We start from the raw sequence: 15,200 nt of genomic DNA on the forward strand, positions 1-15,200 counted from the left end.
GTTGACGAGCGGCGGCGGAGGCGGTTATTGGGACGGAACGGCGCCTCGATCTGGGTTTATGAGGGACGCATGAGAACCTGCCACAAGACCCTGATGCTTCGACGAACCCGGGGCTAAGCTCTTGCGGTCGTGAGCGGTCGCCGCGTTCTCTAGGCGACCGCCGAACCAGTGGGGGGTTTCGATGAGCGATGTCGATCTCGAGGTGTACGGGGCACCGGATCTGACCTACGACTTCGGTCTGGCGGACGCGGTGGGCTCCGCCGCGAACGCGGCGGCGGCCGCCGTGGAAGGCCAGACGGCGTCACGCGCGTCGTACGTCGCCACCGCGAAGGAGGACTTTCAGGGCGCCTTCAGCGAGCTCTTCGCGACCAACGCGACGACCGCCGCGAGCGATGCCCGCGAGCTCGCGTCGCGGCTGCGGGACGTGTCGTCGTTCATCGGACGGTTGAGCGATGCGGCGCGCGAGGAGAACGCTCGCCGCAGGCGCGCACGCGAGTGGAAGGCCCGGGTCGAGGCGCGGCGGTCGAACTGGCTGGACGCGACGTGGGACGACATCTTCGGTGAAGAGCCGCCACCACAGGGCGGCGAGATCGAACCGCCGGTCTTCAACGCTTCCGCGGTGCCGACCTCACCGCGGCAGACGCCGGCCTCCGGTGGGGGCGGCGGCGGCGGAACGTCCTCTGCCCGACCCGAGAACCTCCGGACCTTCGCCACGGGAAACTCCAACCTGGATGCGGAGCTCTCCGCTCACCCCGGACGAGTGTCGTCGGCTGCGAGCCAGTTCATGGCGACGTGCGATTTCGGGGGGATCGACGTCAGCCCGGTCGTCGCGGGGTTCCGCGCCTGGCTCGACGCGAATGCGAATGACACGGCGTGGGCGAACACGATCGCGCAGGCGTTCGAGGACGCCGGGACGAACGGGGGGATCGGGACGGTGTCGGATGCCGCGTTGGCGGCGTCGCTGGCGGCGGCGGGGGTGTCCGCGACCCGGCAGGACCTGGTCATCGACCCCCCGACGGCGTGGGGTGGGGCCCCGACGACGGGGTTCGTGAACGACCCGGTGAACTCCGCCACGGGCAATTTCCTCGAGCCGGAGAACGATCTGCCGTTCCCCGCGGCGACGGCACTGCTGTCGCTGACCCGCATGTACAACTCCCTCAACGACGGGGCCGGGGTGTTCGGCGTCGGGTGGTCCTCGATCCTCGACACCACCCTGCTGCTCGGTGAGGACGACGCCCGGTTCGTGATGGCGGACGGGCGGCAGATCGTCTTCGGCCGGGACGGGCGCGACTGGGCCCGGGGGACCGGGGAGAACTACTGGCTCAACCGCGCCAGCGCGGAAGACCTCGCCGCGCGCGGGTTGGCCCTGTCCGAGGGCCTGCTCGTGACGGACAACGCCGGGGCGTGGTGGGCGTTCACCACCGGCGGCGACTGGGTCGGCGCCGGCGCCGGGGCAGGGAACGTCGTCACCGTCCACCGGGATGCCGCCGGCGCGATCGTCGCCCTGGAGCACTCCCGCAACCGCCGCATCGACGTCGACTACGTCGACGGGCTGGTGGCATCCGTCACCTCCTCCGACGGGCGCCGCGTCGAATACCTCTACGACGACGACCACCGCCTCACCGCGGTCACCGGCCCCGCCGGGACGCGCACGTACCGGTGGAACGACGACGACCTCATCGACCAGGTGGTCTCGGCTGCCGGGGTGATCGAGTGCACGAACGTGTACGACACGCAGCGGCGCGTGCGGGAGCAGACCACGGAGTTCGGGCGTCACACCCGCTTCACCTACCTCTCCGGCCGGGTCACCGAAGTCGCCGACGCCGACGGGTCGAACGCGAACACGTGGATCGCCGACCGCAAGGGCCGCCTCGTCGGCATCATCGACACCGACGGCAACCGCCAGTCGATGGCCTACGACCCCACCGGCAACCTCGTCTCCGTCACCGACCGCGAAGGCCGCATCACCGTCCACGCCTACGACACCCGCGGACGCAAGACCCGCACCGTCACCCCCGACGGCGCCGACATCACCTACGGCTACGACGACCACGACCGCGTCACCACCGTCGTCACCGCCGACGGCGGCATCGTCACCTACGACTACCCCACCGACCACGAACGAAACCCCTCCCGCATCACCGACCCCGCCGGCGGCGTCACCGAACTCGACTGGGCCGACGGGCTTCTCCGTCGGGTGCAGGACCCCGAGGGTGTCGTCGTCCGCTTCGACTACGACGCGCACGGGGAACTGGTCGCGACGCGCAACGCTGACGGCGCGGTGGCGCGTCTGGTGCGCGACGCGACCGGTCGGGTCACCCAGGCGATCACCCCGCTCGGGGCTGCGACCCGGTACGTGTACGACGGCGCCGGCGCCCTGACATCCCGCGAAGATCCCGACGGTGCGATCTGGCGATACGAACACGGCCCCGGCGGCGTCGTCACCGCGATCATCGACCCGCTCGGCGCCCGCACCGAGCTGGAGTACGGTCCGCACGGACAACTCACCCGCACCACCGACCCCCTCGGCCGGGTGATCGACCGGGCCTTCGACTCCTTCGGCAACGTCACCGCGGTCACCCTTCCCGACGGGGCCGCGTGGGGCTTCACCCACGACGCCCTCTCGCGCCTGCGGGAGATCACCGACCCCGCAGGCGGGGTCTGGACCCGCGAGTACGACGCCGTCGGGGAGCTGGCGCGGACGACGGATCCGACCGGTGTGTCGGCCGAGGCGTCCCGGACCGACACCACCCGCACGATCCACACCGCGTTCGAAGAGACCTCGGTCCGCTACGACTCGTTCGGTCGTCCGGAGAAGATCCAGGATGCCGCCGGTGATGCGTCGCTCATCACCTACGACCCGTGTGGTCGTCCCGTGGAGGTGCTGAACGCGGATGGCGGGCTGACCCGCCTCGAACGCGACCGAGCGGGCCGTGTCACCGCCATCACCACCCCTGCCGGGCGAACGACCCGCTACGAGTATGACGCGTGCGGTCGTCCCGTCGCGGCGATCGATGCCCTGGGTGCGCGGACCACGTTGGAGTATGACGCGGACTCTCGCGTGATCGCCCGGGTGCTTCCCACGGGGGAGCGTGCTGAGATCGAATTCGACGTAGCCGGTCGGGTGGTGCGCGAGCGAGTTCCGGGGGCCGGGTTTGCGCGTTTCGGTTACGACAAGGTGGGGCGCCCGATCTTCGCGCAGGATGCGCGGTTCGGCATCCGTCGCTTCTCGTACGACGCCGCCGGCCAGCTCGTCGCCGCGACCAACGGGATCGGCGGGGTCACCCGGTACGGCTACGACGAGCGGGGGCGGGTGGTGTCGATCACCGACCCCGCCGGCGGGGTCACCACCCGCACGTACACGCAGCTGGACAAGGTCGCCTCGCAGACCGACCCGCTCGGTCGCGTCACCACCGCGGAGTACGACGCGGCGGGGCGGCAGATCCGGCAGATCAGCCCCGACGGGACCGTGACGGAGTGGTCGTACGACGACGCCGGCCTTGAGTCCGGGCTCACCGTCAACGGCAAGCGGGTCACCGAGATCCGTCGCGACGCGCGGGCGCGCACGGCGACGATCATCGACCACACCACAGACGAACCCACCACGCACACCCTCCGGTTCACTCGCCTGGATCGTCTCGCCGAGCGCACCACCAACGGTCGCTCAACCCGCTGGGAGTACGACGCCGACGGCGCCCGCATCCGCCTCATCACCCCCGACGGGGTGACGGTCGATTACGCGCGCGATGCCGCCGGGCACCTCAGCCGCATCGACCACTCCCGCCTCGGCGCGGTGCACTACACGCGCGACGTATTCGGTCGGATCCTCGAAGCCCGCGCCGGCGACAGTCTCCAGACGTGGGAATACGAAGACGGGTACCCGGTCGCGCACACCCGCACCGACGCGGATGGCGCCGCCATCACCCGCATCACCCGTGACGACGACGGCCGCATCACCGCCATCGACGGGCGCGACGGCACCACCCGTTACACGCACGACGACGCCGGGCAACTCCTCTCCGCCGTCACCGACGGGCACGTGAATGCGTGGGAGTACGACACCGCGGGACGCCTGGTCCGCGAAACCCTCGACGACACCGAACGCTCCTTCGCGTACGACCTCGCCGGGCAGCTCCTCACCCTCACCGCACCCGAGGGTGACACGACCTACCGCTACGACGGGCAGGGGCGCCGGACCCGCGAAACCACCCCCACCGGGGCGACGGAGTACGCGTGGGATGACCGCGGGTGGATACGCGCGATCACCGCACACACCCCCGACGAAGAGCGCCGCACCGACCTGCGCGTGAACGCGCTCGGCGAACTCGACCGGATCGACGGAACCCCCCTCACCTGGGACGCCGACGCCTACGCCGCCACCCTCATCTCGGTCGGCGACACCGACGTGTTCCATGCCCCCGGCGCGATCACCGGCATCGGTGACACCTGGACCACCGGCGGATGGCGCGGCACCCGCACCACCACCACCGACGACCCCTGGGACGCCCTCACCACCGCCAACACCCTCGGCGGGGGAACCGTCGCGATCAGCCCCGCCGGTGGCCTCGACGTCGCTGGACTCGAATGGATGGGCGCCCGCGCCTACGACCCCACCACCCGCGGATTCCTCAGCACCGACCCCCTCACCGCACCCGCCGGCGCCGCCTGGTCAGCAAACCCCTACTCATTCGCCGGGAACGACCCCCTCCACGCCGTCGACCCCCTCGGCCTCCAACCCGTCACCGACGAACAACTCACCGCCTACGCCAACGCCCACCAAGGCGCCCTCGCCACCGCCGGCAACGCCATCGGCGAATGGTGGAACGAGAACTGGGAGTACGTCGCCGGCGGCGCCATGGTCATCGCCGGCGGCGTCATGATCGCCACCGGCGTCGGCGGCCCCATCGGCGCCGCTCTCATCGGCGCCGGCGCCGACACCATCATTCAGAAGGCCACCACCGGCGAAGTCAACTGGGGACAGGTCGCCCTCACCGGTGCGTTCGGGCTCATCCCCGGAGCCGGAGCCGCCGGCGGCCTCCTCGCCCGCACCGGCGCCAACGCCGCCCAAGGCGCGGTCGAGAACACCGCCCAATACCTCATCAGCGGCCAACCCATCACCCCCGGCGGCCTCCTCGCCAACGCCGCCACCGGCGCCACCATGTCCGCCGTCACCGCCGGCGCCCTCAACCGCGTCCCCGCCGGCAACGCGATCACGAAACTCGACACTCTCCCGCCGAACCTCGCCGAGACGTTCTCCGGTGGCGTGTATCGGACGTCCGTGCTCGACGCGGACACCGTCCTGTATCGCGCCGGCTCGACCCAAGGCAGCCCGCTGGGCCAGTTCTTCTCGACGGATCCCCCCGTGGGCGTCATCCAAACCCGGATCGACAAGGCGATCCCGCCGGTGTGGCCGGACGGTACGCCGGCTCCTCTCGACACCGGGTTCGCGGTTCACATCCCCGCGGGGACACAGATCCATACGGGGACCGTGGCGAATCAAGGTGGGCTCTACATGGGCGGCACCGAACAGATCGTCGTTCAAAAGCCCTGGGAGATCCCGGGAGTACAGGTGGTGGACCAATGGCCTCTCAACTAGTCGACGACGCGATCGCGCAGGTCTCCGCGCTGGCGGAGGTCTTGGAGTCCGTCGGGGCGGCACGATACGCGGAGTTCTTCGCGCGCCTCGAGGGCGATCTGCGTCACGCGAGCGATGCCGGCGACATCCGGGATGCCGTCCACCGCGGCCTCGCGATGTACGGCGGCATGAACACGTTCAACGACTTCGTCCTGATGGACGGCAACACACCGGACATCGCGAACAACCGCAGGATCGATGCGCTGCGCACCGCCGTTTACGACAGCCTGCTTCGTCTCGCGTGATTCGACCCCGCTCGCGGTCCCTGATCTCCGACACCCCGCCACAGGATGACCGATCGACTTTTCCCCCACCCTCGTGAGCGTCGGGATCGCCTTCATCGCCATGATCGTCGTCACGATTGCGGTGTCCGCGGGCGTTCGCCGGTCGCCATCGACCGAGAAGGAGCGGTCCCAGCGCACTCCGTCACGTACGGCCGTATCTCGTTCGCGAACGCGTTGACCGGCGGCCGGACAGACCGACCTGCGCTCGGCCTCGTCTCGGCTCGGGAGCTGCCCGGATGACCGTCTCTTCCGCGCACCTGTGCCGCGTCTGCGGGTACTTCTCCGACGATCCCCCGTGGGGGCTCGATGGGTGCTGCCCGACCTATGAGTACTGTCCCTGCTGCGGCGTCGAGTGGGGCTACCAGGACTCCCTGCCGACCTCCGTCGACCGATTCCGATCGGAATGGGTGCAGCGCGGCGGGACGTGGACGGACCGCGCCGTACCATCCGACGGCCTCACGACGAACGAGCGTCTCCGCCGCCTCAGCACCCACCGAGAAGAAGCGCCGATGACAGACCTCGCCGGCGAGATCATCTTCCATCCGCCGACCGCGGGCGGCCGGCGGTCGGGTCCCCCGACAGGAGAGGACTACTTCCCGACGGCCACCGTTCTCGCGGCCGGCGCGTCGGAACGCGACGCATTCAGCATCCGCGTCCACCTTGCCCACGTGCCCTCGGCAATGCGGTGGACACCCTCCACGGTCGGCGTGCTCGTCCCCGTCTCACCGGGCTCCGAAGCGGTGGTCGCCGGCGCTCACCTGCGCGTCTACGAATGCCCGCAAGTGGTGGGACAGCTCCGCCTCCTCGGGTCTGCGGACGAGACGAACGCCCACGCGCCGGGAATCGCGCGATGGGCGAGCGCGGAGATCACGTCCCTCCGCGTGGACCTCGGCGGCATCCTGGATCCGGCGGTGCTGCGCGACGTCACCGACCTGGTCGACCACGCGGAGCCCGGAATCGCGCTCGACCTGCTCTGCGACAGACTCCTCGACGCGAACGCACCTCTCGACGTCGTGCAGCGCGGCCGGCTCCTCACCGTCGGGCGAGCGATGGGCCTCGACGAGACCGTCGCCTTCCTCGGTGACGCGCCTGCGGAAAGATGACCGACATGGACCGACAGCTCCGCGTCACCCCGCTCAACGCGCAAGTCGCGATCTTCTCCCCGGGCGCGGCCGAGTTCCCGGAGTGGGAGACCGGCGACGAACCGGCCGTGGCGACGACGACGGCAATCCTGATCGCCACCCGAGACGACCTGGCGGGAGAGGTCACGCTCCGCGTCCGCATCGACGCAGCGCCCGTCGACGGTTTCGCCGAGGTCCTCACCGCAACGCTTCTCCTCTCCGACGGCGTCGTCGCGTTCGGGTCCTTCCTGTCCGGAGAGATCGAACGGATGCCACTGCCCACCGCCGGCGCCCACCTCGCGACCGTGTCCGTCGACGTCCCCGGCGAGGCGAGCAGCGTCCTCGTCACCCTGACGCCCGCGACCTGAGGCGCGGCGCACCGCCGCCTCTCGGCATCCGGGTCCGATAATGGACTGTGCCCACCTACCGCGACGAAGTCGTGGTCCTGCGTACCCACAAGCTCGGGGAGGCGGACCGCATCCTCACCCTCCTCAGCCGCCGCAACGGCAAGATCCGCGCGGTCGCGAAGGGCGTGCGCCGCACCTCGTCGAAGTTCGGGTCGCGCCTCGAGCCCTTCATGGTCGCCGACGTGCAGCTGTTCAAGGGGCGCAACTTCGACATCGTGCAGCAGGCCGAGTCGCTCGGCTCGTACGGAGCCGACATCGTCGTCAACTACGACCGGTACACCACCGCCAGCGCGATGGTCGAGACCGCCGACCGACTGAACGAGGCCGAAGCCACCCCTCAGCAGTACCTGCTGCTCGTGGGTGGTCTGCGTTCGCTCGCGCGGGGGGATCACTCGGAGCGCAGCGTCCTCGACTCCTACCTTCTGCGCGCGATGGCCCTCTCGGGCTGGGCGCCGGGGCTGACCGAGTGCGCGCGCTGCGGCACGGTCGGCGATCACCCGTACTTCCTCGCCCAGCTCGGCGGCGTGGTCTGTTCGACGTGCGCTCCCGCGGGCTCGCCCCGGGTCGCGCGTGAGACGGTCGACATGCTCCGCGCCCTCATGGCGGGGGAGTGGGAGACCATCGACGCCGCCCCGGGCCGCACGATCTCGGCGGCCTCGGGTCTCGTGGCCGCGTACGCGCAGTTCCATCTGGAGCGTGGCATCCGTTCCCTCTCGCACCTGGAGACGCACCGATGACGCCCAAGCCGTTCACGCACCGCGATGCCGTGCCGTACCGCCCCCTCGACTGGACGGGGGAGTACCCGCCCGCGTACCCGAAGGGGTCGGTTCCCGAACACGTCGCGATCGTCATGGACGGGAACGGCCGCTGGGCCAACCGTCAGGGGCTCACGCGCGTCGAAGGGCACCGCGCCGGCGAGGCCGCTCTGCTCGATGTGGTCGCGGGCGCCATCCAGGCCGGGGTCAAGCACCTGTCGGTCTACGCGTTCTCAACCGAGAACTGGTCGCGCTCGCCCGACGAGGTGCGCTTCCTCATGGGGTTCAACCGCGAGGTGCTGCACCGTCGCCGCGATCAGCTCAACGAGTGGGGCGTGCGCATCCGCTGGTCGGGGCGCAAGCCGCGCCTGTGGGGCTCGGTCATCAAGGAGCTGCAACACGCCGAACGGCTCACCGAGGGCAACGACGTGCTGACCCTGACGATGTGCGTCAACTACGGCGGACGCGTGGAGATCGTGGATGCCATGCGCCGCATCGGCGACGACATCGCCGCAGGCAGGCTCAAGCCGTCGGCGGTGACCGAGAAGCTGATCCGCAAGAACCTCTACCAACCCGACATGCCCGACGTCGACCTCTTCGTCCGCTCCAGCGGCGAGCAGCGCACCTCGAACTTCCTGCTCTGGGAGTCGGCGTACGCCGAGATGGTCTTCCTCGACACGCTGTGGCCCGACTTCCGTCGCACGCACCTGTGGGAAGCCATCGGGCTCTACCTCTCGCGCGACCGACGGTTCGGCGGCGCGATCGACACCCCCACCGGGAAATGAATACCGCGATCGGAATAGATCGCTCACCAGAAGGGTTCTCCCCGATATGACGGATGCCATCAAGATCGACGTGTGGAGCGACATCGCCTGCCCCTGGTGCTACATCGGCAAGCGGAACCTCGAGAACGGCCTGGCCGCCACGGCCGACGATGACGACGCCCCGGTCGTCGAGATCGAGTACCACTCATTCGAGCTCTCGCCCGACACGCCCGAGGACTTCCACGGCGGCGAGGTCGACTACCTCTCGCAGCACAAGGGCATCTCTCCCGACCAGGCACGCGAGATGCTCGATCGCGTCACCGGCGTCGCCGCCGAGGCGGGACTGGCATACCGCTTCGACATCCTCCAGCACACCAACACCGTCAAGGCGCACGAGCTGCTGCACTTCGCGAAGGAGAACGGCAAGCAGCTGGAGCTGGCCGAGGTCCTCATGTCGGCGTACTTCCTCGAGGGCAAGCACGTGGGTCGCGACGACGACCTCGTCGCTCTGGCGGTGGAGGTCGGTCTCGACGAGGATGCCGCCCGCGAGGCGCTCGCATCGCAGCGCTACCGTGCCGCGGTCCGTGCCGACCAGGAGCAGGCGCAGCAGTTCGGGATCACGGGCGTGCCGTTCTTCGTGATCGACGGCAAATACGGGGTGAGTGGAGCGCAGCCGGTCGAGGCGTTCAGCCAGATCGCCCGTCAGGTGTGGGGCGAGCGCCGCGAGGCATCCGCGACCGCCGACGCCTGACTTTTCCTCCACAGCGGTGTCCGCACCCGGCTCCGGCCGGAGCGGGCACCGCTGTCGCACGACGTCTGGGAGAATGAGACAGTGAACACGGCATTGGCTCCGGCGCGGACGCTCCGCATCGGCAACATCGAGCTCGACGCCCCCGTCGTCCTCGCTCCGATGGCCGGCATCACGAACACGGCGTTCCGTCGCCTGTGTCGCGAGTACGGTGCCGGGCTGTACGTGAGCGAGATGATCACGACGCGCGCCCTCGTCGAGCGCAACGACACGACCATGCGGCTGATCCGCCATCACGAGTCCGAGACTCCGCGCTCGATCCAGCTGTACGGCGTCGATCCGGCTACCGTCGAGGCGGCCGTGCGCATGATCGTCGACGAAGACCACGCCGATCACATCGACCTGAACTTCGGCTGCCCCGTCCCGAAGGTCACCCGTCGCGGCGGCGGCGCCGCTCTGCCGTGGAAGACCTCGCTGTTCCGCGAGATCGTCGAGCGCGCGGTCCGTGCGGCGGGCGACAAGCCCCTCACGGTCAAGATGCGCAAGGGCATCGACGCCGATCACCTGACCTACCTCGAGGCCGGGCGCATCGCCGAGGGAGCGGGCGTGGCATCCATCGCCCTGCACGCGCGCACCGCGAGCGAGTTCTACTCGGGCCACGCCGACTGGTCGGCGATCACGAAGCTGAAAGAGACCGTCACGAGTGTGCCGGTCCTCGGCAACGGAGACATCTGGTCGGCCGACGACGCCGCGCGCATGATGGCCGAGACCGGCTGCGACGGCGTCGTGGTCGGTCGCGGATGCCTCGGACGCCCGTGGCTCTTCGGCGACCTCGCCCGAGCGCTGGGCCAGCCGGGCGCCGCCCACGGCGAACCGGTCGACGCCACGCTCGGCTTCGTCGCGAAAGCCTTCCGCCGTCACGCCGAACTGCTCGTCGAGTTCTTCGACGACGAGGGCCGCGGATGCCGAGACATCCGCAAGCACGTCGCCTGGTACTTCAAGGGATACCCGGTCGGCGGTGAGCTGCGCGCGAGCCTTGCGACCGCGTCGACCCTCGACGAGATCGACGAGCTGCTCGCGACCATGGAGCTCGACGCCCCCTACCCGGGAGCAGCGGCCGAGGGTCAGCGCGGTCGTGCGGGCACGCCGAAGCGTCCCGCGCTGCCCGACGGCTGGCTGGACTCGCGCGAGATCGGCGACGCCGCCGGCCGCGAACTCGCCGAAGCGGAGCTGCACCACAGTGGCGGCTGAGGTGACGGTGTCCTCCGCCCGCCCCCTCGGGTACGCGGATGCCGATGCCGCCCGGTTCCACGAAGAGAAGCACCGCTCGCAGCGCGACGACTTCGCGCGCGATCGCGCCCGCGTGCTGCACTCCGCCGCGCTCCGGCGTCTCGCGGCGAAGACGCAGGTGCTGAGCCCCGCAAGCCCGGCCGACTTCGCCCGTAATCGCCTCACGCACTCGCTCGAGGTCGCGCAAGTGGGCCGCGAACTCGCCACCGCGCTGCAGCTCTCACCCGACGTCGTCGACACGGCCTGCCTCAGCCACGACCTCGGTCACCCCCCGTTCGGCCACAACGGCGAGCGGGCGCTGAACGACTGGGCGTCCGACATCGGCGGCTTCGAGGGCAATGCGCAGACGCTGCGCATCCTCACGCGTCTCGAGCCGAAGGTGTTCGGCACCGACGGTGAGCCGTTCGGACTCAACCTGACGCGCGCCAGCCTCGACGCCACCTGCAAATACCCGTGGACGGTCGACGAGCCCGTCCCCGACCCGGGCGGGCGTCTCAAGTTCGGCGTCTACCCCGACGATGAGCCGGTCTTCCACTGGATGCGCGGGGGAGCCCCCGCCCGACAGCGCTGCATCGAGGCAGAGGTCATGGATCTCTCCGACGACATCGCGTACTCGGTGCACGATTTCGAAGACGCCGTCGTCAACCGGTACGTCGACCCCGCCCGCCTGGCATCCCGGGTCGGTCGCGAGGGGCTGCTCGACGCGATCCAGCGCTGGGTCGGGTACGACTTCGTGCGCGACGACCTCGCGCAGGGGCTCGATCGGCTCATGGCCATGCCCGAGTGGATCCACTCCTTCGACGGCACGCGCCCCGCGCTCGCGCGGCTGAAGAACCTCACCTCCGACCTCATCGGACGCTTCGCGCGCGCCGCGACGTCGGCCACACGCGAGGCCTACCCGGCCGACGAGCTGACGCGCTACCGCGCGCGCGTCATCGTGCCCGCCGAGGTCGAGACGGAGATGGCCGTGCTCAAGGGCATCATCGGCGCGACGGTCGTCTCGATCGACGGCCGCAAGGTTCTCTACCGCGAGCAGCGGAACGTGCTCAAGCGCTTGGCATCCGCCCTCTGGGAGAACCCGGGAGCGCTCGACGCCCTCCACGCACCCGACTTCGCCGCGGCGCCGGACGACACCGCCCGCCGCCGGGTCGTCGTCGATCAGGTCGCGAGCCTGACCGACCAGCTCGCGATCGCCTGGCACAACCGTCTGGTGGGAGAAGTGGATGCCGCCGAGCTCGGCGTCTGGGCCCCCGGATCCCGTGCACCCCGCGGGGCGGATGCCTGATGGCCCGTATCCGCCAGTCCGACATCGACGAGGTCAAGGCGCGGGTCAACATCGCCGACGTCGTCGGTGAGCGCGTCGCGCTGAAGTCGGCGGGCGTTGGCTCGATGAAAGGGCTGTGTCCCTTCCACGACGAGCGCAGTCCGAGTTTCCACGTGCGGCCGCAGGTCGGCTACTACCACTGCTTCGGGTGCGGCGAGTCAGGAGACGTCTACTCGTTCCTGCGCGCCATGGACCACGTCTCGTTCACCGAGGCCGTCGAGCGGATGGCCGCGCGCGTGGGCTACACACTGCACTACGAAGACGGCGGGCCCGCCCCCGAGACGACCGGGCGCTCGCGCCTCTACGCCGCCAACGCTGCGGCTGCCGAGTTCTTCCGCGCGCAGCTCATGACACCCGAGGCCGAGACGGGCCGACGCTTTCTCGGCGACCGCGGGTTCGATGCCGGCGCCGCCGCGCACTTCGGCGTCGGTTACGCGCCCAAGGGCTGGTCGCACCTCATGGACCACCTCCTCGCACAGAAGTTCACGCGCGACGAGCTGCTCCAGGCGGGGCTCGTGTCGCAGGGACAGCGCGGGGTCTACGACCGGTTCCGCGGTCGGCTCGTGTGGCCCATCCGCGATGTGACCGGTCAGGTCATCGGCTTCGGCGCGCGCAAGCTCTACGACGACGACCAGGGACCGAAGTACCTCAACACCCCCGAGACGCCGATCTACAAGAAGGCGCAGGTGTTGTACGGTCTCGACCTCGCGAAGCGCGACATCTCGCGCTCGCACAGGGTCGTCGTGGTCGAGGGGTACACCGACGTCATGGCGTGCCACCTCGCGGGCGTCACGACCGCCATCGCGTCGTGCGGCACCGCCTTCGGCAGCGACCACATCACCGTGCTCCGCCGCGTGATGGGCGACGACAGCTCGTCGGGCGAGGTGGTCTTCACCTTCGATCCGGATGCCGCCGGCCAGAAGGCGGCGCTCCGCGCCTTCGCCGACGAGAAGCGCTTCGCGGCCCAGACGTACGTCGCCGTGGCTCCCGAGGGTCTCGACCCGTGCGATCTGCGCCTCCAGCGCGGGGACGGCGCCGTGCGAGCCCTCATGGATACCAAAGCACCGATGTTCGAGTTCGTCATCGACCAGCGACTGAAGGACTTCGACCTCGGGAGCGTCGAAGGGCGCGCGGGAGCGCTTCGCGCCGCCGCCCCGATCGTCGCCGACATCCGCGATCCCGCGCTGCGCCCCGGGTACGTCCGGGTGCTCGCCCGCCGCCTCGGTCTCGACATGCCCGAGGTCCAGGCAGCGGTCGAGCGAGCGGCGCGCGGCGCCGATCGGGCTGAGAAGCGCGAGGCGCCGAGGGGGCAGGAACCGGCGCCCGTGGCGATCTCGGTCACCCTCGCCTCGCTCCCCAACACCCGTGACGTCGCCCTGGAGCGCGGCGCGATGATGGCATTCCTGCAGTACGGGCACCGGATCGAGCCCGAGCTGTTCCTCCGTGCCCTGCAGACGCCGTTCGGCCACCCCGCCCTCGAGGCCGTGCGCAGCGCCCTGGCATCCACCGATCTGTCGCAACCCGGCTGGGCCGTGACGGCGGTCGAGTCGGTTCGCGAGCCGTTCCGCTCGCTCGCCGCCGAACTGCTGACGGCCGAGTTCCCCGCTCGCACCGAGGAAGGCGCGGTCGTCGCGGCCAACGACCTCTCGCGTCGACTTCTCGTCCGCGAGATCGAGCGCGAGAAAGCCGAACTCGTCCGCGAGGTGCAGCGCGTGCCCGCCGACACCGACGAAGGTCGGCGCCTCGGGATGAGGCTGCGCGATCTGGAAGCGGACCGCCAGCGGCTCATCGCGTCCTGACCGTCCCCTCCGACGGCACGCGCTACCGCACCGGCGTGTCGGGAGGGAAGCCCGCTGCGCCCGCGCGTCTCTTCAGGGAGGATGAGGGAATGCCCCGGACTCTCGACACCGACGTCGCCATCCGCGCCGACGATCTCTCGCTCGCCCGTGGGGGCACCCGGGTGATCGACGGCATCACTCTGAAGCTGCCCTTCGCGCAGACGCTCGTCGTGCGAGGCGCGACGGGATCCGGCAAGACCTCTCTCGTGTCGATGCTCGCGGGCCGCCCCGACGAAGGGCTCAGCGTCGTCGGGGGAGAGGCGTTCGTCCACGGCATCTCGGCCCGGCGTCCGGGTCGCGCGCACCGCGAGTGGACCTTCCACACCGGCTACCTGCCGCAGGGTGCCGGCGCGTCGTTGCCCTCGCGCTTGACCGTGCAAGATGTCATCGCCGAGCCGATCACGAGCCGCGACCGGCGCGTCAACAGCCGCGCGCTCGCTGTGCGCGTCGCCACGCTCCTCGACGAGATGGAGCTCCCGCTCGGCACGGCACCGAAGTATCCCTACGAGCTCAGCGCGGGCATGCGTCAGCGCGTGGCCCTGGCCCGGGCGTTCGTCCTCGAGCCACGCCTCTTCGTGGCCGACGACCTCTACGCCAACCTCGACGTCGAGGTGCGCGCGGCCGCTCGCGCGTCGATCGTGCGCCGACGCGACGAGCGCGGCATGGCGTCGCTCGTCGTGACGAACGATGCCGATGCGCCCACCGACCTCGATGCCGACGTCCTGGTTCTGCACGGCGGGCACGCCGTCGCTTTCGGTCATGGCTCGGACGAGCTGCAGTGGACCCCGGGCGGCGCGCCCGACCGACGCGTTTCGACGGCCTGATTTTTCGACTACCCCGCGGTGCTGTTAGTATCGTGTGGTTGCCCGCCGCAAGGCGCGCATATTCCTCGGTAGCTCAATTGGCAGAGCAATCGGCTGTTAACCGATAGGTTCTTGGTTCGAGTCCAAGCCGGGGAGCGAGAGACCCACGCCCATCTAGCGTGGCTCTCACCCTAGGCCCGGGCTTCCACCCCGGGCCTTACCTTTTGTCCG

General features: G+C 70.1%; 11 protein-coding genes and 1 tRNA gene. All 12 read left to right on the forward strand.

Translation table 11 applies throughout. The features are described from left to right. The first annotated feature begins 181 nt into the window (after window positions 1-181). The 12 genes from NS283_RS19320 to NS283_RS04065 all read left to right on the forward strand — a co-directional run bounded on the left by NS283_RS19320 (window position 182) and on the right by NS283_RS04065 (window position 15,125). Complete coding sequence (locus NS283_RS19320; protein WP_058595599.1) at window positions 182-5,596, forward strand: DUF6531 domain-containing protein; 5,415 nt, start codon at window positions 182-184, stop codon at window positions 5,594-5,596. Next, window positions 5,581-5,880, forward strand: a complete 300-nt coding sequence (locus NS283_RS04015; protein ID WP_058595600.1) for a DUF6966 domain-containing protein — start codon at window positions 5,581-5,583, stop codon at window positions 5,878-5,880. The genes NS283_RS19320 and NS283_RS04015 overlap by 16 nt, the downstream gene beginning before the upstream one ends. Before the next feature lie 275 nt (window positions 5,881-6,155). Continuing rightward, window positions 6,156-7,022 carry a hypothetical protein gene (locus NS283_RS18600; protein WP_058595601.1) on the forward strand — a complete coding sequence of 289 codons (867 nt, stop codon included), beginning with the start codon at window positions 6,156-6,158 and terminating at the stop codon, window positions 7,020-7,022. Window positions 7,023-7,027: 5 nt separating this feature from the next. Beyond that, window positions 7,028-7,408: a hypothetical protein gene (locus NS283_RS04025; RefSeq protein WP_153003277.1), complete on the forward strand. Its 381-nt coding sequence runs from the start codon at window positions 7,028-7,030 to the stop codon at window positions 7,406-7,408. A gap of 47 nt (window positions 7,409-7,455) precedes the next feature. Then, window positions 7,456-8,184, forward strand: a complete 729-nt coding sequence (gene recO / locus NS283_RS04030) for a DNA repair protein RecO (protein ID WP_058595603.1) — start codon at window positions 7,456-7,458, stop codon at window positions 8,182-8,184. Continuing rightward, window positions 8,181-8,987: an isoprenyl transferase gene (locus tag NS283_RS04035; protein ID WP_058595604.1), complete on the forward strand. Its 807-nt coding sequence runs from the start codon at window positions 8,181-8,183 to the stop codon at window positions 8,985-8,987. Before recO ends, NS283_RS04035 begins: the two co-directional genes overlap by 4 nt. A gap of 46 nt (window positions 8,988-9,033) precedes the next feature. Beyond that, a complete protein-coding gene (locus NS283_RS04040) occupies window positions 9,034-9,717 on the forward strand; it encodes a DsbA family oxidoreductase (RefSeq protein WP_058595605.1) in 684 nt (227 codons plus the stop codon). 81 nt (window positions 9,718-9,798) lie between these two features. Continuing rightward, window positions 9,799-10,965: a tRNA dihydrouridine synthase DusB gene (gene dusB / locus NS283_RS04045; RefSeq protein ID WP_058595606.1), complete on the forward strand. Its 1,167-nt coding sequence runs from the start codon at window positions 9,799-9,801 to the stop codon at window positions 10,963-10,965. Window position 10,966: 1 nt separating this feature from the next. Continuing rightward, window positions 10,967-12,289 (forward strand): deoxyguanosinetriphosphate triphosphohydrolase, encoded by a 1,323-nt coding sequence (locus NS283_RS04050; protein ID WP_241492182.1) that lies wholly within the window; start codon window positions 10,967-10,969, stop codon window positions 12,287-12,289. Continuing rightward, window positions 12,289-14,127, forward strand: coding sequence for a DNA primase (gene dnaG, locus NS283_RS04055; RefSeq protein ID WP_058595608.1), 1,839 nt, complete (start codon window positions 12,289-12,291; stop codon window positions 14,125-14,127). The genes NS283_RS04050 and dnaG overlap by 1 nt, the downstream gene beginning before the upstream one ends. An 89-nt stretch (window positions 14,128-14,216) precedes the next feature. Beyond that, entirely contained in the window at window positions 14,217-14,990 is a 774-nt protein-coding gene (locus NS283_RS04060; RefSeq protein WP_058595609.1) for an ATP-binding cassette domain-containing protein, read from the forward strand. 62 nt (window positions 14,991-15,052) lie between these two features. Beyond that, window positions 15,053-15,125, forward strand: a tRNA-Asn gene (locus tag NS283_RS04065). Window positions 15,126-15,200: the final 75 nt, after the last annotated feature.

Source organism: Microbacterium testaceum (genome assembly GCF_001476285.1).
Classification (GTDB): domain Bacteria; phylum Actinomycetota; class Actinomycetes; order Actinomycetales; family Microbacteriaceae; genus Microbacterium; species Microbacterium testaceum_B.